Raw genomic sequence first — 18,231 nt, forward strand, 5'->3', positions numbered from 1 at the left:
CACTTTTATTTATTACAAATAATTTTCAAGCATGTCCATTCTATTAAACATTCACACTTATACATATCTATAAAAAAAACACATAAACCACTATTTGGTTTATGTGAACAACTCATTTATTCGAAAATTATCAGGGAGTGACAGGCACTACTACTTCTATGTGCTCGTGCAGTTCGTCTTTTTCGACGTGGACTTTCACATTGTAGTCTCCTGCAGCTTCGAAGGTAGTTTGGGCGTTGTATTGTCCGTTGTTTCCTTCTGTTGCATCGATGAATGTATGCTTAGCACTGTCGTTTTGCCATATTTCAAAGCGGACTCTTGCCTTGTTAAGCGGTTGGCCCTCATTTTTGATATGGGCTGTTAATGTAATTTCTTCGTTGGCTTTCCATTTGTTATCCGGATGAAACTCGATCGCGACATTTCCGTGATGATGATGGTCTTCTACTTTCTTTGCTTGCTCATCTCCGTGATGATGATGGTCTTCCGCTTTCTTTGCTTGCTCATCTGCTTTTGGTGCTGCTGCTTGATCTCCAACAACAAATTCTTTTTTCGGCATATTATGCAAATCTCTTGCCGTCACATGAGCGATAACTGAATAATTTCCCTCTTCAGGAAACCCTTTTTCAATTGAATAAACGCCATCTCCTTGATGCTTTGCTTCGATCATTTCGTGGTCCTTAGCATCCGCTTTCCACACCTCGAACTCTACTTTATCAGCATCTTCTACTTGTTCCTCTCCTTGCGTCACCACTGCCTCGATTTTCACATTTTCATTGGCTTTAACCGTCTCAGGCATTTGGATCTTCACTTCTAAAGGGGCAATCGCTTCACTCTTACTTTTATTTTCCACCTTTTTCTCTTCTTGCGAACAGCCTGTTACCACAAGAAACAGGGAACATAGTAAAAAAACAAGCAACTTTTTCATTCAAATCCTCTTTTCCATCAAATTTTTGCGCTTTGATATTATACCTCATAAATGTGAAAAAAAAACGAAATCTATAAGAAAAGTGAAAGGCGCTGTTCAGCGACGAATGGACTGCAGCGATCCGCACGAGATAAAGGAAACACGATGAACGCTAGTGAATCGATGTTGACTTATCGCAAGGAGGAGCGTGGAAGTCCACTAGTCGCTAGCGCCTGGAACTGGACAATGAAAAGTGAAAGGCGTTGTTCAGCGACGAATGGACTGCAGCGATCCGCACGAGATAAAGGAAACAACATTTCTAATTGATCTTGAAGTTCAACAAAAAAACTGCACTCCTAATTGTTAGATTGTGTCTAACAACTAGGGTACAGTTCAACCTAGCCTTTTTTAGTTTTCCGACGAGAACATATATCGTCGTTCATTGTAAGTAATGGAGAAGATCAATCCCATGGCAAACATATTCCCCATAAGTGAACTTCCTCCGTAACTAATGAACGGTAGCGGAATCCCCGTAATCGGCAAGAGCCCAATAGTCATTCCGATGTTTTGAACGACATGGAAGGTGATCATCGAGATGACACCTGCACACATGTACGAATAATAAGGGATTCTCGTATTTAATGCCAGTTTCGTCATATGATAGATTAGCAAAAAGAACAAACTGACAACGACACTAGCGCCAATAAAGCCAAACTCTTCCCCAATGATACTGAAGATAAAGTCAGTATGGCTTTCCGGAAGATAGACTTCACGCGTACCAAAGCCTTTTCCTGTTGTTTGCCCCGAACCAATCGCAAGTAGTGATCTAGTTAAATGGAAACCAGTTGAGCTTTCATAACTGTATGGATCAAGCCAAGAGTAAATACGACCAAACTGATACTGCTTCACTCCAAGGTATTTCTCTAAAACCATAGGGTTATAGAGTACAAGATAAAAAATACCAACAATTAAAGCAGTTGCTGATCCAAACAAAGGAGCTAATATTTTCCATGTAATCCCTGAAACAAAGATCATTCCTAAAAGGATCGAAATAAATACAAGCGACGTTCCGAGATCCTCTCTTATAACAAGCAAGAGCGGAACTAACGTAATGATTCCTAACTTAATCAACAACATAAAGTCTGATTGTATCGTCTTCACAGGATTATTTTGATGATGGGTGACTATGGCCCTTGAAAGTGTCAAAATTAAAAATGCTTTGACAAACTCAGACGGCTGTATCGAAATTGGACCAAAATCAAACCAAGCTTTTGCTCCATTTCGAACAGGTGCAATACTCTCTGGTGCGAATATTAAAGCAACGAGCATGAACAAACCAAAACCATACAAATACCATGACATGGCTGACAATTGGTCCGAGTCAAATCTAATCACAATACAGACAATTACAATTCCAATAATATAATAAATCGTTTGTCTCAATACAAAGTTGGTTCCATATTGACCAGTCGTCTGAGCACTATAAATAGCTACAACGCTCACAACAAACAACATTAACAGAATTAATATTAAGCCGAAATCAATCCGGCTAGAATTTTGATTTGGAGAAGTCATCGAACGATTCCTCTTTCTAAATAAATTACGCCTACTACATTATAACCTTATTGCGCAATTTAACAACAGTTAAACATCCGATAAAACATCCCTTTATTCGACCCATACGACTCTAGCCCTTGATATATCAAGATTTATCGTACTTATCCAAAAAATGTGAACAATAAACTAACAGATATCACACCAAGAACAATTTTCCAAACTGGGAGCTTCCAAACCGCAATCGCAACATAAACGATCAGTACTAAAGCGAGATCAAGTGAATTCTTGACCGCACTTGTAAATACAGGATCGTAAAGTGCCGCTAATAAAATACCTACAACCGCACTATTAATGCCAATTAGCGCGGCTGAAAAATAACTTTTACCTCGAAGCCAGCCCCAAAACGGTAATGTCCCGATCAGCAGCAAAAAGGACGGCATGAAAATGGCCACTGTAGCTAGCAATCCACCCGACACTCCGCTTATCACTGTACCCAAATAAGAGGCAAGGGTAAACAGCGGGCCCGGTACGGCTTGAGCCATTCCATATCCCGCTAAAAAGGCTTCTTCCGTCATCCAGCCTGAAGGAACAACTTCTCTCTCAAGCATCGGCATGACGACATGTCCACCACCGAACACCATCGACCCTGCTCGAAAAAAGGTGTCAAACATACTATAAAACATATGGTTAACGCTATCTCGACCAAGAGGAAGTAAAATTAATAATCCGAAAAATAACACCCAAGCAAATGCGGCACTTTTCTTACCAATACCAAAGTCGAAAGAGAGCTCAGACGACATTTTTTGATCCTTATAAACGAAAGCTCCTATGATCCCAGCTGTAACAATAATCGCAATTTGACTAATCGCTGTCGGGTATAAAAGAATGAAAATAGCGGCAATGATCGCGATTGTTTTTCTTCCTTTATCTGGTGTCAGCTGACTGCTCATTTGCGAAAGAGCATGGGCAACGACCGCTACAGCCGTAATTTTCAGTCCATAAATTAAATACTCTGCATCAAAGGTAGAGTGTTGCAAAAATAATGCAAACAACATTAACACAACAACAGAAGGCATCGTGAATCCAAACCACGAAAGAAAACCACCTAGCATCCCACCGCGCAACATTCCGATCGCTATACCTACTTGACTGCTCGCAGGACCAGGTAGAAACTGACAAATGGCAATGATTTCTGCATAGCGTTGATCATCTAGCCAACGCCTTTTTTGTATGTACTCCTCTTGAAAATAACCAAGATGGGCAGTCGGTCCCCCAAAAGACGTCAAGCCCAGCTTTAATGACACAAGAAAAATTTCTAAATATCTTCCCATAGACCCTCCGAAAACGTTACTTTTTCATTATTAGTATAAAAAAATGAATGGTGAATTTCAGCATTTTAACAAAAGCTTTACATAATTAAAATCTTTTATTTGTTCCGACGTACAGATCACGCTACAATTACACATGATATCTATTTGAAGGAGGAGACATAATGGAATTTGTTAAAAGTGAAGAACAGTTTCAACAATTAATTTCCCAGGAAAAGCCTGTTATTATGAAGTTTTCTGCTGGATGGTGCCCGGATTGCCGCCGCATGGATATGTTCATTGATGACATTATCGCTGAATATAGCCAATACGACTGGTACGAAATCAATAGAGACGAATTCCCAGAACTAGCTGAAAAATACGAGGTTATGGGCATTCCAAGTCTTTTGATTTATAAAAACGGAGAAAAAACAGCTCACCTTCATAGTGCACACGCCAAATCACCTGAACAAGTCATCCAATTTTTGCAAAGCGTATAAGCACCAGGCATGGGGTCAACTTTAATATCTGACCCCTGTTATGTTTTAGTTTGCCGTCTTTACTGAGCCTTCATTTTTGGTTTTCGCTTTTCTACCACTTTTTTAACTTGAATCCATTCGCTCACAAGAATGCCCACTGATCCCCCTGTTGCATAAAAAAGCGCCCATAGTTCCCCAAAGAAAAAAAACATAACGATGGTACTTAATACATATAAAGGCCATGCATACCAAAGGGACATAAATAGATGATCTTCCTTCTTTCCATGTCGGGGGATGCCTCGATAGAGAACCAATCGATAGACAGCTAGTATATAAAGAAAAAAACATCCCCCTCCGATCAACGACACGCCCACTAGCGCCCAGCTCACATAGAAAATATCGAGAAATGCCGTGAACAAACAAACCATCATAACACACATAATATACGGGTTGTAAAGAAATTCGCTAAGCCTCATAGCGCCTCCCACCCCTTTTTCATTTTCTAAAATGTATGCCATGAATAACGAGAAAAGAATAATTGAATGAGGAATACCATACAATCAGCCGATTTCCCAAACAAATCCATTACCTATAAAATGGACTTGTTTACTATGTGCAATCTCATAGCACGATTGACTAAAGTACGGTACACTGAGATAAAAATAGAGAGAGATTGAAATATAGGAGTGGGGAAATGAAATTTTTTAAGTCAAAAGCTGCTAATAATCACATTCATTCATCTATTGTAGCAACATCAAATGTTAAATTATCAGTAAAATCAGGGTCGGAGCTATATGAACAACTAGAAATGATTCAATTAACAGAACAGGATTTACGGATGCTTAAGTTCCTTCAACCACAAATTGAAAAACATCTAGACTCCATTATTGACTCTTTTTATTCTAAACTTATGAAACAATCTAACTTAATGGAGATCATTAGAGAAAACAGTAGTGTAGATCGCCTAAAAAAAACGTTACGAAGACATATTCAAGAGCTTTTTAATGGGGAAATCGATGAGTCCTTTTTACAAAAACGGATCAGTATTGCTCATATGCATGTCAAAATTGGTCTAAAAACAAAATGGTATTTATCCGCCTTTCAAGATTTACAAAATTCATTTTTCACTATCATTGCTGATATGAACGTGTCTAAGGAAGACCAAATGGAGCTCGTGCGTGCTGTTTCAAAACTTTTAAACTTAGAGCAACAGCTTGTCATTGAATCCTATGAAATTGAATTTGAGCGTATCCAATTGATTGAGAGCGAGCGCAAAGGTGCACTAACTAACAAAGTTCATAATGTGTCACAAGAGTTGGCAGCTATTTCTCAAGAAACTTCAGCCTCTTTAAAAGAGCTTAGTTCACAAGCTGATTCTATTTTGCTGTTAGCGCAGGAAGGGATGTCACTGGCTGATGAATCAGCAAGCCACTCCCTACAAGGTCAAAACCAGCTGAAAGAACAAGGACAAAAGCTGTCTGAAATTCAAAAAGCCGTCACTGACATTCAAACATTCTCAACTGAATTAAATCAAATTGCTTCAAGCATTACCGAAGTAATCACGATTGTTGGAAATATTGCTGGGCAAACCAACTTGCTTGCACTTAATGCTTCCATTGAAGCAGCAAGAGCTGGAGAATACGGAAAAGGTTTTGCCGTTGTTGCGGAAGAAATTCGAAAATTATCCGATCAAACGAAAACATCCACTTCGAGCGTATCTGAACATATTTTAAAAACGAATTCGTTAATCGGACAAGTGAGCCAGTCGGTCGAAACTGTAAATAACCTTGTCCATAAAGGAATCAAAAGCATGGCACAGACCGATGACGATTTCAATCAATTGCTTGAATTAATTGGTAGCACAAAGGAGCAAAACCGTTATATCGAGAGCCAGCTTCAACAATTGTCTAGAATTATTACAGAAATTGAGCATGCCTCGGAAGAAGTCGCGCATTCTGCGGTCACATTAAACGATTCAACAGAGCAATATTTATATTCTAACTAAACAAAACCAGAGAATGTCCTTTTTGCGTGGATATCCTCTGGTTTTGTTCGGCCTTATTTAATTATAATTCTACCCAATGATGGGCCCACTTCTCAATTTCTTTCACGCTCGCCTCAAGCGCTCGCCCCTTCTCCGTTAGTTCATATTCCACACGAACTGGAACCTCAGGGTAGACTTGGCGTGTCACCAATCCCTCTTCTTCCATTTCTTTTAGTCGATCCGTCAATAATTTCCCGCTAATAGGGAAACCTGATTTTATCTCTGAAAATCGTTGAGGTCCCATCAATAACTGATTAATAATCAATCCTGTCCAACGCTTCCCCATCATCTGCATCGCCTTTTCAAACTTAGGACAAAGCTGAACTTCTTTCATTTCTTTCACCTCTTTACATTATAATTATACCCCTTTTTTCTTGAAAAAGATACCTTTACACTTTTTTAAATGAAGTTACTTGACTTTAACATTAAATGATTTTATACTAAGTTTCGAAAGGTAACTAATAAAACATTTATTTATGTACATACTGTCAATAACTTGACAGCAAAGTACAAATAACAGAAAAGAGGGAAAGATCATGACAAATTTTTATTCAGCTGTAGAAGCAAGACGTTCCATGTATGCCATCAGTAAAGAACAAACCGTATCAGATGAAAGAATCCAAGAAGTTGTCGAGTTTGCAGTTAAGCATGCTCCAACTGCTTTCAACTCCCAAAGCGGCCGTGCCGTCGTTCTTCTTGGTGAACAACACGATGAGCTTTGGGATCTAACAAAAGACACATTAAGAGAAATAGTGCCTGCTGACCGATTCGGTCCAACAGAGGAAAAAATGGCAATGTTCAAAGCAGGTCACGGTACCGTTCTTTTCTTTGAAGATGAAGCAGTTGTCAAAGGGCTTCAAGATAGCTTCCCAACTTACGCAGACAACTTTCCTCTTTGGTCCATGCAATCTTCAGGCATGCTTCAATACATCGTTTGGACAGCATTAGAACAAGAAGGCTTCGGAGCGACACTTCAGCATTACAACCCACTGATTGACGAAAAAGTTCGCACAAAGTGGAACTTGCCTGAAAACTGGAAACTGATGTCTCAAATGCCGTTCGGAAAACCAGTTGCTCCTGCTGGCGACAAAGAATTCCAACCAATCAACGAACGCGTAAAAGTGTTTAAATAATAAAGACCAACAGGCTGGCTCCCAAAATGGAGCTAGCCTCGTTTTTTGAGGTTTCTTTGACTTTGTGGCTACTTTCTTCGACCTTCGCAGCCGTTCTTTGACTTTATCGGCGCTTTCTTTGACCTTTGCCATCCATTCTTTGGCTTTCTAGCCGCTTTCTTTGACTCTCGCATCCGTTCTTTGACCTTCTGGACGCTTTCTTTGACCTTCGCAACCGTTCTTTGACCTGGTCGGCGCTTTTCTTTTTTCATTTAAAAAAGCTGCCGAGAGTCATTCTCCGACAGCTTTTGTACTATCTATTTATTTTCGTTTAAGGCTGCTTCGTCAACGATGATCGTTACATTTGGGTGTTGATGCAAGCATGATGCTGGGAATGCCTCCGTGATTTCTCCGGATAACAATTTTGAGATCGCTTCCACTTTTGCTGTGCCTGATGCTAACAAAACAATTTCTTTTGCACTCATAATGGTTTGAATACCCATTGTAATAGCTTGAGTTGGCACTTCTTCTAAACTATTAAAAAAGCGAGCATTAGCTTCTCTCGTCGATGCATCAAGTTCGATGATATGTGTAAGTGAATCAAACGGTGTGCCAGGTTCATTGAAACCAATGTGTCCATTGCCGCCAATGCCAAGCACTTGTACGTCTATACCACCTGCTTCATGAATAAGCGCCTCATACGCTGCACACTCAGCTGATCGGTCTTCTTTTTCTCCACTCGGTAAATTCGTATTTTCAGCTAGAACATCGATATGATCAAATAAATGCCCCTTCATGAAAGCATAATAGCTATTGTGATCCTCTTTTGGTAAGCCGATGTATTCATCAAGGTTACATGTGGTTACTTGTTTATAAGTTGTTCCATTTGAACGATGGTCTTCTATTAAATTTTTATATAGCCCTTCAGGTGTACTACCTGTCGCCAAACCAAGGACAAGTTTTGGATTTTTCTTCACTTGAGCAATAATCAGCTCTGCCGCTTTTTGACTCATTTCCTGATAATCTTTTACCTTAATAATCTTCAAGTTCATTTTCTCCTTTTAAATGCGATCGGTAAGCTATCAATCGACATTTTTAATGGTAATTTTTACTAACCGAAAAAATTTGTATGTTCTATTTTTTCAAAAAGAATAGCATGTATTTTATTGGTTGTCTATACCAGTTAAGGAAGTTGAATTACTGATTTGAGGTTTGTAAACATTTTTTCTCTGTTGTTTTTTGTTCTATCATTCTGCTTCTAGCGATCTAACAATTCCAATAGTTGCTTGTTGAAATTGGTTTGATCCTGCTTAAGAACTTCAAAAAATGTTTGATCCACTCTTTCTACTATTGGTAAAGCTACTTTTACTTTTTCAGTACCTTCTTTCGTAGGAGTTAACAAGATTTCTCTTTTATCGCGCGGATTTTTACTTCTCTCTATTAATCCTTTTGTTTGAAGTGTCCGCACGACATCAGAAACCATCATAATATTTATTTTTGTAAAACTGGCTAATTTTTTCTGGGTAACATGGCTTTCAGTTGTGACCAGATAATCACATGCAGTTAACAGAACAAACTGCACATGAGTAAGCCCTACTTCAGAAAGTTCTTTTGTTATCGTTCTTTGCCAATCTTGAGAAACACGCCACAGCAAAAACCCAGTACTTTCATTCGGGTCATCAAATTTAGACATCCAATTCATTAATACAAAGCCCCATTTCTTTTATGATAGTTAGAAAATCTTCTTTACTCACTTCAAAATGTCCCCTCCGAAATAATAAACCTACATTTGAAGTCGTCTGATAAAAATTCAATTTCGATTTGATCTGATCAAAGCTAATTGCTCGACATTCGACATAGTCAACATCCACCCTAAACGGAATAAATTCGGGTGACATTTGAAATTGATACACCTCTCCACTTTTGATCTTGCCGATTGCAGTAAAATATTTCAACGGCTTTCCATTAGGATAACTAGTCTTCGGAGAATAGTAAATGATCCAATCTCCTTGCTTCATTCTTTTTAATGGTGCCGCTTTTCCATGACAAAGCTGAGCAAACTCACCATTGATCCCTACACGAACATGTTCTTCAGATACAACACCCATCCAAAATTTTGTACTCATCCTATTATCTCCTATCTCTCATTTAGTAAGTGCACTTATTAAAATAATACGTGCACTTACTAAATGGAGTCAAGCTTGAAAAATTCCTCGATTGTTGAAGAAAGTTCCCACAACGTCGAAGAAACGATCACAAAGCCCCACTCCACTCTATTAAAAATCGACCTTTCACTAAATACTGAAAGGTCGATTTATTTAATTTCCGCTAATCAGAATATCTGTCTTCCCATTTTCGGCCACGATTTCAGCCCAGCCGCCGATTGGCAAGGTGGCAAGCGGGTCGGTGTGGCCGAAATCGAGGTTGGCAATCACCGGAATGTGTGCCAATTCAGGTTTATTTTCCAACAAAGTAATCAGTGCGGATTCGGTCACATTGGATTCTTTTTGAAAGCGGCCGATCAGCACGGCTTTTAAATCCTTCGCATCCGGCAAGTGCAGGAGCGATTGTAATTGCCGATCAAATGTCATTAAATGGGACTCGTTATCGTCTTCAATAAATAGCACCGCATTTTTCAAAGATGGCATAAATTCCGTTCCTTGCAAAAGATTGATCGTGCCTAAGTTGCCACCGATGAGACGACCTTCCGCTTTTCCTTCTCTAACGATTAAATGACCTGAGTTCAGGTAATAGGTTCGCTGATCTTGTTCTAAATACCATTTGTCGTCACTCCATTGGTCAGAGGGTTCGAATTCAAATGGGGCATCATTCGTTAAGGCAGTTAGCATCCCTTGCACGACATAATCAGTCAAGTGCTTCATCCCAAAAGTAGAAAATGCGGGACCTGAGTATGTAATGAGTCCTGTTTTGGCGTAAATGGCCAGCTGCAGAGCGGTAATATCACTATATCCGCATAATATTTTTGGATTCTCTTTGATCAATTCAAAGTCAATATGCGATAAAAGCTGATTAACATTATAGCCACCAATCGCGGTAAAAATCGCTTTCACATTTGGATCGCGAAACGCGTCATGCAAGTCTTCCATTCGATTTTCCACAGAGGTAGAAAAAAACATATCATGTTCATCCACATAGCGGCCGAATGTGACGCGAAAGCCAAAGCTTTCTAATCGCTCGGTGGCTAGCTTTACTTGCTCCCCCTTCACTACCGCCATGCTTGTTGATGGGGCGATAATTCGTACTTCATCTCCAGGCTGTAAACGCGCAGGTTGCATGTCATTTTTCCTCCTTATTCACCTGCCCTCACAAATCGAGTTTGCCAATTGATTTGAGAGATTTCAAGGAAAGCAGAAGCTGAAAATTCGCTTCTGGGTCCCGCAGGCTACCATCTAGCATTTGATCAATTTTGTTCATTCGGTAACGCAAACCACTCACAGACAGAGCAAGCTTGTCCGCCGTTGCCTCCAAATTTCCGCCATTGAGCAAAAATATATACAAAGTGTGTAATAACTCTACTTTTTTCTCATCCAGTGTATCATATAATTTTCCAAGCGTATATTTCGCAATTTTCTCGACCGCTGCTTCGTTGTTGGTATTAATTAAAATGCCGACGATCCCAAGGGATTCAAAGTGAACGACCGGCATTTGTCGAGACGTCATTCGTAGCGCCGTTAACGATTCTTCATAGGCTTCTTGTGCATGAAGGATGTGGTCATTTTTCAAGCTAATCCCCGCTTGACATTCTACTTTAAAACAGCGATTCGATAATTCCTTTAAAAAAGCGTGGCAAAGATCCGATACCTCGCCACACGGCTCAGACACAAATACGATAATTGCCGAATCACGCTGACCAACGAGGGCATTCAAGCCTGCTTTCTTGAAAAAGCTAGCCGTTGTTTCAAGCATTTGTTCGTAGAAGGCAAGTTCTTTTTTGATATCCTTAGAAGCCAATTGATATTGAACAACGATGAAATAATAAGATTGAGATAAATCAAGCGAAATTAAGCTAGCCCGTTTAAAAATTTCGTGCTCATCTACATACTTTCCACTCAAAATCTCATCTAAAAAACGCCCCTTCATTCGTTCTGTCGATTCAAATTTTGTTTTTTCGTTGAGCAATAATAATGAACAAACAGAACACATTCGTTCAATAAACATCGTCAAGATCTCAGGATTAGCGACCTGATTTTCTTCTAAAAAGAAAGAACAGTACCCTACTTTCTTTCCTTGTAAAAACACGGGAGACATAAGGCGGTAGCAACTCGCTGTTTGAAGCCATTTCGTTTTCTCTAATAAAATCGCTCGATCGATTAATTCTTTTTGTACCTGCTGCAATCGCTCTTCTTCAATTCCTTGATAAGCGAACGGTTGATGATGAATGTTTTCGATTAACACAGGGATTCCGATTTGTTCATACATCACTTGAGCAATCGAATCCAGATGATTGCCTTTAATAATTTCTTCTGTCAGCATTTTATGAATGAGCATCACTTTTGCCAAATTATTTTTCTCTTCTAACAGCTTTTCATTAGCGACCTCTAGCTCTCGCAAAATCGGTTGCTCCTGACAATATCCGATTTGCTCGGCCGCTTCCTCTCCCCATTCCGAGGCCAGCTTGCCCACCCAGCGACATTCTTTGGCTCCTGTGCCGATACATTGTGTTTCCTTAAAAATGACTGTTTCTCCGACTAGACGCGTGACATACCCGCTCGCATAACCAGTTAACGTGAAGCATACGGGCACATCCGACAAGCCTAAATGAGTGATATGCTCTACGGCTTCATACGAATGTCGCCAAACACCTTCCATATTAAACTGATGTACTTTTCCTTCTTGCTCATCAATCATAATGCGATCCATCGAGGCTTGCACATGCCCCTTCAAGGAATGAAGGACAGGACCATATTTCACTTGCTCCTCCAACGTCTCAAAAGCAGCGGCGATTGCTTTTTCACCATCCTGCCAACCAATTTGCCAGCCATAACGGAAAAAGAATGCTTTCATTCGATCGAGACCAATGTTTTTGATTAAATCTCTTCTAAGTGTACCGAACGCTTCAATAGAAATAAGAATGGAACGGGCATCATCTGCATACACCATTCCATCCCTACACGTGATGTTTAATTGTTTTAAAAAGGATTGTTCTGTCTCCATCATGTTCTCACCTTTTCTTCTTCAAATTTTCAGGCAAGGATGATTGTCGTGTTGCTTTCAGGATACGTTTGACACGCAAGCACATATCCCGCTTCTCGCTCCTCATCAGTTAAGGTACGCTTTGAACATAGCCCTAGGCGAAATTGCCCCGTTATTATTTTCACCTTACACATTCCACATCCCCCCTTTGTGCAGGCATAAGGAATGTTCACTTGCTGCTTCAAAGCCGCCTTTAATAAAGATTCTGTGTCACTAGACTGAACAATGAAATTTTTAGTAAACGCTTTCAAAATTCTTCACCCCTTAATTTTAACTGATTATTCAGAAATATTCACGTATAATCCAATCTTTCGAAAAATAGGAAATGAGTAAAGTGATGGTTCATCACTTTACTCATCCTTTTTATCATTTCAAAGCAATGCAAATATTCTTCGCTTCCGAAAAAAACTCCAGACTATGATGACCACCTTCGCGACCGATCCCACTCTTTTTAAACCCTCCAAATGGAGCACGTAAATCACGGACAAACCAGCAATTCACCCAAATTGTTCCTGCTCGGACATGATGGGAAATTCGATGAGCTCGCTGTAAATTATCGGTCCAAACAACACCGTTTAATCCGTAATCGGTATTATTCGCAATCTCAAGAGCTTCCTCTTCTGTATCAAATGGAATGAGCGTGACGATCGGTCCGAAAATCTCCTCCTGACAAATGCGTGCTTGTGGATTTTCTTGAATATAGACGGTCGGCTCTAAATAATAACCATCCTTTAAATAGTCTGGCAGTTCAGGACGCGCTCCCCCACAAACAAGCTCCGCATTTTCTGCCTTGGCAATGTCAAGATAGCTCGTCACTTTACGATAATGCTCTTCGCTCACAACTGGTCCCATATTCGTCGTTGCCTCTTGAGGATCACCTACTTTTAATGCAAGAGCAGCTTCTTTAAAACGAGCAACAAACTCTTTGAAAATCGAACGTTGCACAAGAATTCTCGATCCAGCAAGACAAACTTGCCCAGAATTTAAAAAAGCGGCTTGAATAGACACCGGAATTGCTTTGTCTAAATCGGCGTCTTCAAAGACGATATTCGCCGCTTTTCCACCAAGCTCGAAAGCAACCTTCTTCAATGAATCCGCTCCATTTTTCATAATGGCTTTTCCGGTGGCTGTTTCCCCAGTAAAAGAGATAAGATCGACTTCCGGGTGCGTCGTCATAAATTCACCAGCCGAGCCTGGGCCAAAACCTTGAACGACATTGATCACTCCATCTGGAATGCCCGCTTCTTTGGCAATTTCCCCAAGAAGCGAAACAGTCATTGGCGTAATTTCCGCTGGTTTGATCACCGCTGTATTGCCGGCAGCGAGACATGGACCAAGCTTCCAAGTGGTTAACATAAACGGCAAGTTCCATGGCGTAACCAGTGCCGCAACTCCTACCGGTTCATAGCGCGTATAATTCAAATATTCTTCTCCCATCGGATACACTTCGCCGCCTTGCTGCTCCATGAAATCAGCGAAAAAACTAAGATTATGAGCCGCACGCGGAATTTCTCTTTCTAACGCAACTGGATAAGGCTTGCCGACATCTAACGCTTCTAAACGAGCCAATTCTTCTTTTCTTTCTAAAATAATTTCAGCCATCCGACGAATTTTCGTACAGCGTTCAGCCAGTGGCATCGTCCGCCATGGTCCTTCTTCAAAAGCACGGCGAGCGGCGCGACATGCACGATCAACATCTTCCTTCGTTGCTTCATGTACGCGAGCGATTACTTGCTGCGTCGCTGGATTTTTTACTTCAAAAAGGGAACCGCTCCCTGATTCCACATACTCCCCATCAATGAATAGCTTAATTTCCTTCACTTTCGTTTGCACATTCTCCATCTATTTTTCCTCCTTTACTCGTCGCTTTTTCACCGATTCACCGGCGATACCCCAATGCTCCGGCGGCATTTCGTTAATCATCACGCGAATCGTTTCCTGTGGGCATTCAAGAACCTCCGCCACCTTCCATGTCAATTCTTCAATCAGCTGTTCCTTTTTTTCGGAAGGTCGGCCTTGCAAGATGTTCACTTGAATGAATGGCATCGCTTCTCACTCCTTAAATGTAATATCCAATGATCCAATTCCATCGAATTGAACGGAAAAATGATCGCCTGGGGCAATCGTCACAGCTCCAGCTAACGCACCCGACAACACGACATCTCCTGGCTGAATCGATTGACCGGTGGCTGTTAATTTATTGGCCATCCAAGCCACCGCTCGCGCTGGATGCCCCATCACAGAAGCTCCTGCACTTGTCGACTCGATTTCTCCATTTTTCTTAAACACCATCCCCATTAAACGCAAATCTACTTCATTCGTGCGATAAAGCTTTTCACCGAAAATATAGCGAGAAGAGGAAGAATTATCAGCAATCACATCGGCCAGTGTAAAATTAAAATTACGATAACGGCTATCAATGACTTCCATCGCTGGGGCAATATAAGCTGTCGCATCTAAAATTGCCGCCGTTGTAATAGCCGGCCCCTTTACTTCTTTATCAAAAACAAAAGCAATTTCCGGCTCGATTTTGGCGTGAATAAACGGGATAATCGATACTTGCTCTCCTTCAAATAGCTGCATATTCTCTAATAGGACGCCATATGTAGGTTCATGGACGCCCATCATTTCCTGCTTCGCCCGACTTGTTAAGCCTAATTTATATCCGGAACGTCTCGTTTGTTCTCTTTCCTCCTTGATTTTGATTAGCTTTCTTTGAATCTCGTAGGCATTTTCAGCTTGTAACTGTGGGAAACGAGCAGTCATCTTATCGACTTCTTGCGCTTGTCTTTCCGCCTCAAATAATTCTTCCGCTACTTGATCCATCCATTCAGCTGTCACTGATTTCATCTATTTTCACCTCTCGTTAAGGGACGAAGCTGTGCAAAGGGCACTTCGCTCACACCGCCTTTTTTGTGTCCATTCTTTTTATCCTTTAGCCGCAGCGATTTGAGCGGCAATGTCGTAGATTAAGTCTTCTTGTCCGCCAATCGCTTGCATGCGGCCTAACTCTACTAAAATATCTCGTTCATCGACGTTGAATTTGCGTGCGGCTTCATTGGTGTGCAGTAGAAAACTAGAGTACACACCGGAGTAGCCCATAATTAAGCTTGAGCCAGTAATTTCTTGTGGACGAGGCATAAAGGGAGCAACCACTCCATTGGCGACATCCATCACCTTGTAAAGATCGACCCCTGTTTCAATATTCATTCGATCAAACACCGCTGCCATCACTTCTGTTTGTGTATTGCCGCTGCCTGCCCCGAGACAGCACAAACTGCCATCTACATAGGTGGCACCAGCTTCCACTGCGGCGACAGTGTTAGCCATCGCCATCGATAAATTATTATGTCCATGGAATCCGATATCACATTGAAGGGCGTCTCTTAAAGCACTGACTCTCTCTTTCACTTCATGCGGAAGGAGAGCACCAGCAGAATCCGTTGCGTACACAATTTCTGCGCCATAGCTTTCGAATAATTTCGCTTGTTCGACGAGCTTCTCAACAGGCGCCATATGTGCCATCATCAAGAACCCGACCGTTTTTAACCCAAGTTCACGACCGAGGCTAATGTGCTGATGAGCGACATCCGCTTCCGTCACATGCGTGGCAACACGGACCATTTTTGCCCCTGCTTTAACGGCCTCCTGCAAATCCTCCTTTAATCCAATCCCCGGTAAAAGTAGGACAGACACTTGTGCTTGCTGACACTCATCAGCCGCTGCTTCAATCAGCTTTAGCTCATCTACTTTAGAAAATCCGTACTGCAAGGAGGAACCACCTAATCCATCTCCATGTGACACTTCAAAGTAGCGAATGCCTGCTTGATCGAGTCCTCTTGCTGTCTCTCTCACCTGTTTTTCGGTAAAAGCATGCCTCATCGCATGACTTCCATCCCTAAGCGTTACGTCTACGATTTCGATGTCTCGTTTTTCCATCATTCTCCTCCTCTACTTAAGCGTGGCAGCCATCAATTGCTTCGCGACCTCATCGCCCACTTTGGCGGCTGCCGCTGTCATAATATCCAAGTTTCCTGAATAAGGAGGGAAGAAATCACCTGCTCCTTCGACTTCGATAAAAACAGTAACCTTTTTGCCCTCGATTTGCGGCTTACCACGCATGCGATAACCGGGGACATATTGCTGTACCGTCTGCACCATCTGTTCAATGGACACAATAATTTCCGCTTCTTTTCCTTCTTCCGCCACTAATGCATGAATCGTATCCCGCATAATAATTGGTGGTTCCGCCGGATTTAAAATAATAATCGCTTTCCCCTTTTTTGCTCCTCCTACTTGTTCAATCGCTTTGGATGTCGTTCTTGTAAATTCATCAATATTGGCTCTTGTCCCAGGGCCAGCACTTTTACTCGCCACCGTCGCCACGATTTCTGCATAATCCACCGGTACAGCTCGGCCAATCGCTGACACAATCGGAATCGTGGCTTGCCCACCGCAAGTGACCATGTTGACATTTGGTTCAGAAAGATGTGCCTGAAGATTCACTGGTGGTACAGTGAATGGACCAATTGCTGCCGGCGTTAAATCAATGACTTTTTTCCCTAAAGCAATCAGCTTTTCACTATGAACTTTATGCGCTTTGGCGGTTGTTGCGTCAAACACAATGTCGACCAATTCCAATCTTTCTAGCAATCCTTCAATCCCTGAATCAATCGTTTCATAGCCTCGCTCACGTGCTCGTTTTAACCCTTCTGATTCGGGATCGATCCCGACCATGACACTCATATCTAAATAACGACTTCTCTCGATTTTATACATCAAATCGGTTCCAATATTTCCAGAACCGATAATGCCTACTTTGCATGTTCCCACCCTTGCACCCCCTATGATTTAAATGTGACCGACGTCGAGCCGATATGGTCAAATTCAACGGTCCATTGGTCGCCGCTTTCTACAGGAACGGCTTTAGATAAAGCGCCTGAAAGAATTACTTCACCAGCATGAAGCGAAATATCATATTCACCAAGGGCATTCGCTAGCCATGCTACCGCTCGCGCCGGATTTCCCATCACCGCTGCCCCAGCCGCGGAATCGGAATAAGCACCATTTTTATAAACAGCCATCCCGATGTGGGAGATATTTACTTGATCAAGCTTTGTTGGCTTGCCGCCAATGATCGCACCAGCGGAGGAACCATTGTCTGCCACTGTATCTTCAAAGCGAATCTTCCAATCTTTAATCCGGCTATCAATGATCTCGATCGCTGGCACAATATAATCGGTGGCTTCAACGACATCGAGCATCGTCACTCCTGGACCTTTTAAATCCTTTTTCAGCACAAATGCAATTTCAAATTCCAGCTTTGGCTGAATAAAATTGTCCATTGACACTTCAGCTCCATCAAGATGCATCATCGTATCCAGTAAATGGCCGTAATCCGGTTCATCTACTTGAAACATCTCCTGCATCACCTTGCTTGTTAAACCAATTTTTTTCCCAACTACTTTCGCTCCTGCCTCAACCTTTTGGCGAATTTGCTCTAATTGCGTGTGATAGGCTTCCTCCACTGTCATCTTTGAAAATGGGTTGATCGGCTGCCTCGTCTTTTCTGCCTCAAGCAGCGCGATTGCTCGTTCTTGAATCGTCATTCCTT

The 18,231-nt window shown here is 41.5% G+C and carries 21 protein-coding genes and 1 pseudogene; 5 read left to right on the forward strand and 17 right to left on the reverse strand.

Annotated features, from left to right (window positions below; genetic code table 11):
- Nucleotides 1-130: 130 nt before the first annotated feature.
- Nucleotides 131-925, reverse strand: a complete 795-nt coding sequence (locus WDJ61_RS15375; RefSeq protein ID WP_338751245.1) for a FixH family protein — start codon at nucleotides 923-925, stop codon at nucleotides 131-133.
- Between the two features lie 144 nt (nucleotides 926-1,069).
- Between WDJ61_RS15375 and WDJ61_RS15380 the strand changes: the two genes are divergently transcribed.
- Nucleotides 1,070-1,231: a hypothetical protein gene (locus tag WDJ61_RS15380; protein WP_338751247.1), complete on the forward strand. Its 162-nt coding sequence runs from the start codon at nucleotides 1,070-1,072 to the stop codon at nucleotides 1,229-1,231.
- An 81-nt stretch (nucleotides 1,232-1,312) separates the two neighbouring features.
- On the opposite strand, the gene WDJ61_RS15385 is transcribed toward WDJ61_RS15380, so the two are convergent.
- Both WDJ61_RS15385 and chrA read right to left on the reverse strand, forming a co-directional pair.
- Complete coding sequence (locus tag WDJ61_RS15385; RefSeq protein ID WP_338751249.1) at nucleotides 1,313-2,479, reverse strand: FtsW/RodA/SpoVE family cell cycle protein; 1,167 nt, start codon at nucleotides 2,477-2,479, stop codon at nucleotides 1,313-1,315.
- A 143-nt stretch (nucleotides 2,480-2,622) separates the two neighbouring features.
- Nucleotides 2,623-3,792, reverse strand: a complete 1,170-nt coding sequence (chrA, locus tag WDJ61_RS15390) for a chromate efflux transporter (RefSeq protein ID WP_338751251.1) — start codon at nucleotides 3,790-3,792, stop codon at nucleotides 2,623-2,625.
- A 161-nt stretch (nucleotides 3,793-3,953) separates the two neighbouring features.
- Between chrA and WDJ61_RS15395 the strand changes: the two genes are divergently transcribed.
- Entirely contained in the window at nucleotides 3,954-4,268 is a 315-nt protein-coding gene (locus WDJ61_RS15395) for a thioredoxin family protein (RefSeq protein WP_338751253.1), read from the forward strand.
- Nucleotides 4,269-4,327: 59 nt separating this feature from the next.
- On the opposite strand, the gene WDJ61_RS15400 is transcribed toward WDJ61_RS15395, so the two are convergent.
- Complete coding sequence (locus WDJ61_RS15400; protein ID WP_338751255.1) at nucleotides 4,328-4,723, reverse strand: hypothetical protein; 396 nt, start codon at nucleotides 4,721-4,723, stop codon at nucleotides 4,328-4,330.
- Between the two features lie 218 nt (nucleotides 4,724-4,941).
- On the opposite strand from WDJ61_RS15400, the pseudogene WDJ61_RS19145 reads away from it, so the two are divergent.
- Nucleotides 4,942-5,478, forward strand: a pseudogene (locus WDJ61_RS19145) (protoglobin domain-containing protein); the annotation flags it as partial.
- 171 nt (nucleotides 5,479-5,649) lie between these two features.
- Nucleotides 5,650-6,252, forward strand: a complete 603-nt coding sequence (locus WDJ61_RS19150) for a methyl-accepting chemotaxis protein (protein WP_413789104.1) — start codon at nucleotides 5,650-5,652, stop codon at nucleotides 6,250-6,252.
- Between the two features lie 61 nt (nucleotides 6,253-6,313).
- Here WDJ61_RS19150 and WDJ61_RS15410 read toward each other — a convergent pair whose 3' ends face one another.
- Nucleotides 6,314-6,625 carry a helix-turn-helix domain-containing protein gene (locus tag WDJ61_RS15410; RefSeq protein WP_338751259.1) on the reverse strand — a complete coding sequence of 104 codons (312 nt, stop codon included), beginning with the start codon at nucleotides 6,623-6,625 and terminating at the stop codon, nucleotides 6,314-6,316.
- Between the two features lie 202 nt (nucleotides 6,626-6,827).
- On the opposite strand from WDJ61_RS15410, the gene WDJ61_RS15415 reads away from it, so the two are divergent.
- A complete protein-coding gene (locus WDJ61_RS15415; protein WP_338751261.1) occupies nucleotides 6,828-7,424 on the forward strand; it encodes a nitroreductase family protein in 597 nt (198 codons plus the stop codon).
- Nucleotides 7,425-7,720: 296 nt separating this feature from the next.
- On the opposite strand, the gene nagB is transcribed toward WDJ61_RS15415, so the two are convergent.
- From nagB to WDJ61_RS15475, 12 genes are all read right to left on the reverse strand, one after another.
- Nucleotides 7,721-8,449, reverse strand: coding sequence for a glucosamine-6-phosphate deaminase (gene nagB, locus WDJ61_RS15420; protein ID WP_338751263.1), 729 nt, complete (start codon nucleotides 8,447-8,449; stop codon nucleotides 7,721-7,723).
- A gap of 212 nt (nucleotides 8,450-8,661) precedes the next feature.
- Nucleotides 8,662-9,105: a MarR family winged helix-turn-helix transcriptional regulator gene (locus WDJ61_RS15425; protein WP_338751265.1), complete on the reverse strand. Its 444-nt coding sequence runs from the start codon at nucleotides 9,103-9,105 to the stop codon at nucleotides 8,662-8,664.
- Nucleotides 9,089-9,529, reverse strand: coding sequence for an EVE domain-containing protein (locus WDJ61_RS15430; RefSeq protein WP_338751267.1), 441 nt, complete (start codon nucleotides 9,527-9,529; stop codon nucleotides 9,089-9,091). Before WDJ61_RS15430 ends, WDJ61_RS15425 begins: the two co-directional genes overlap by 17 nt.
- Nucleotides 9,530-9,721: 192 nt before the next feature.
- A complete protein-coding gene (locus tag WDJ61_RS15435) occupies nucleotides 9,722-10,699 on the reverse strand; it encodes a S66 peptidase family protein (RefSeq protein ID WP_338751269.1) in 978 nt (325 codons plus the stop codon).
- 28 nt (nucleotides 10,700-10,727) lie between these two features.
- Complete coding sequence (locus WDJ61_RS15440; RefSeq protein ID WP_338751271.1) at nucleotides 10,728-12,578, reverse strand: XylR N-terminal domain-containing protein; 1,851 nt, start codon at nucleotides 12,576-12,578, stop codon at nucleotides 10,728-10,730.
- A 29-nt stretch (nucleotides 12,579-12,607) separates the two neighbouring features.
- Complete coding sequence (locus WDJ61_RS15445) at nucleotides 12,608-12,868, reverse strand: 2Fe-2S iron-sulfur cluster binding domain-containing protein (protein WP_338751274.1); 261 nt, start codon at nucleotides 12,866-12,868, stop codon at nucleotides 12,608-12,610.
- 115 nt (nucleotides 12,869-12,983) lie between these two features.
- Nucleotides 12,984-14,459, reverse strand: a complete 1,476-nt coding sequence (locus WDJ61_RS15450) for an aldehyde dehydrogenase (RefSeq protein WP_338751276.1) — start codon at nucleotides 14,457-14,459, stop codon at nucleotides 12,984-12,986.
- Nucleotides 14,460-14,663 carry a 2-hydroxymuconate tautomerase family protein gene (locus WDJ61_RS15455; protein WP_338751278.1) on the reverse strand — a complete coding sequence of 68 codons (204 nt, stop codon included), beginning with the start codon at nucleotides 14,661-14,663 and terminating at the stop codon, nucleotides 14,460-14,462.
- A 6-nt stretch (nucleotides 14,664-14,669) separates the two neighbouring features.
- Complete coding sequence (locus WDJ61_RS15460) at nucleotides 14,670-15,467, reverse strand: 2-keto-4-pentenoate hydratase (protein ID WP_338751280.1); 798 nt, start codon at nucleotides 15,465-15,467, stop codon at nucleotides 14,670-14,672.
- A 78-nt stretch (nucleotides 15,468-15,545) separates the two neighbouring features.
- Entirely contained in the window at nucleotides 15,546-16,556 is a 1,011-nt protein-coding gene (gene dmpG / locus WDJ61_RS15465) for a 4-hydroxy-2-oxovalerate aldolase (RefSeq protein WP_338751282.1), read from the reverse strand.
- A 12-nt stretch (nucleotides 16,557-16,568) separates the two neighbouring features.
- Nucleotides 16,569-17,450 carry an acetaldehyde dehydrogenase (acetylating) gene (locus WDJ61_RS15470; RefSeq protein WP_338751284.1) on the reverse strand — a complete coding sequence of 294 codons (882 nt, stop codon included), beginning with the start codon at nucleotides 17,448-17,450 and terminating at the stop codon, nucleotides 16,569-16,571.
- Nucleotides 17,451-17,461: 11 nt separating this feature from the next.
- Nucleotides 17,462-18,226: a 2-keto-4-pentenoate hydratase gene (locus WDJ61_RS15475; RefSeq protein WP_338751286.1), complete on the reverse strand. Its 765-nt coding sequence runs from the start codon at nucleotides 18,224-18,226 to the stop codon at nucleotides 17,462-17,464.
- Nucleotides 18,227-18,231: the final 5 nt, after the last annotated feature.

Source organism: Bacillus sp. FJAT-52991 (assembly GCF_037201805.1).
GTDB lineage: Bacteria > Bacillota > Bacilli > Bacillales > Domibacillaceae > Bacillus_CE > Bacillus_CE kandeliae.

Bases quoted from the DNA above. Each gene is read 5' to 3' on its own strand.
- chrA (WP_338751251.1), bottom strand. From the start codon at position 3,792: ATGGGAAGATATTTAGAAATTTTTCTTGTGTCATTAAAGCTGGGCTTG.
- WDJ61_RS15440 (WP_338751271.1), bottom strand. From the start codon at position 12,578: ATGGAGACAGAACAATCCTTTTTAAAACAATTAAACATCACGTGTAGG.
- WDJ61_RS15415 (WP_338751261.1), top strand. From the start codon at position 6,828: ATGACAAATTTTTATTCAGCTGTAGAAGCAAGACGTTCCATGTATGCC.
- WDJ61_RS15450 (WP_338751276.1), bottom strand. From the start codon at position 14,459: ATGGAGAATGTGCAAACGAAAGTGAAGGAAATTAAGCTATTCATTGAT.
- WDJ61_RS15380 (WP_338751247.1), top strand. From the start codon at position 1,070: ATGAACGCTAGTGAATCGATGTTGACTTATCGCAAGGAGGAGCGTGGA.
- WDJ61_RS15430 (WP_338751267.1), bottom strand. From the start codon at position 9,529: ATGAGTACAAAATTTTGGATGGGTGTTGTATCTGAAGAACATGTTCGT.
- WDJ61_RS15410 (WP_338751259.1), bottom strand. From the start codon at position 6,625: ATGAAAGAAGTTCAGCTTTGTCCTAAGTTTGAAAAGGCGATGCAGATG.
- WDJ61_RS15385 (WP_338751249.1), bottom strand. From the start codon at position 2,479: ATGACTTCTCCAAATCAAAATTCTAGCCGGATTGATTTCGGCTTAATA.
- dmpG (WP_338751282.1), bottom strand. From the start codon at position 16,556: ATGGAAAAACGAGACATCGAAATCGTAGACGTAACGCTTAGGGATGGA.
- WDJ61_RS15475 (WP_338751286.1), bottom strand. From the start codon at position 18,226: ATGACGATTCAAGAACGAGCAATCGCGCTGCTTGAGGCAGAAAAGACG.
- WDJ61_RS15460 (WP_338751280.1), bottom strand. From the start codon at position 15,467: ATGAAATCAGTGACAGCTGAATGGATGGATCAAGTAGCGGAAGAATTA.
- WDJ61_RS15455 (WP_338751278.1), bottom strand. From the start codon at position 14,663: ATGCCATTCATTCAAGTGAACATCTTGCAAGGCCGACCTTCCGAAAAA.
- WDJ61_RS15395 (WP_338751253.1), top strand. From the start codon at position 3,954: ATGGAATTTGTTAAAAGTGAAGAACAGTTTCAACAATTAATTTCCCAG.
- WDJ61_RS19150 (WP_413789104.1), top strand. From the start codon at position 5,650: ATGTCACTGGCTGATGAATCAGCAAGCCACTCCCTACAAGGTCAAAAC.
- WDJ61_RS15375 (WP_338751245.1), bottom strand. From the start codon at position 925: ATGAAAAAGTTGCTTGTTTTTTTACTATGTTCCCTGTTTCTTGTGGTA.
- WDJ61_RS15425 (WP_338751265.1), bottom strand. From the start codon at position 9,105: ATGAATTGGATGTCTAAATTTGATGACCCGAATGAAAGTACTGGGTTT.
- WDJ61_RS15435 (WP_338751269.1), bottom strand. From the start codon at position 10,699: ATGCAACCTGCGCGTTTACAGCCTGGAGATGAAGTACGAATTATCGCC.
- WDJ61_RS15400 (WP_338751255.1), bottom strand. From the start codon at position 4,723: ATGAGGCTTAGCGAATTTCTTTACAACCCGTATATTATGTGTGTTATG.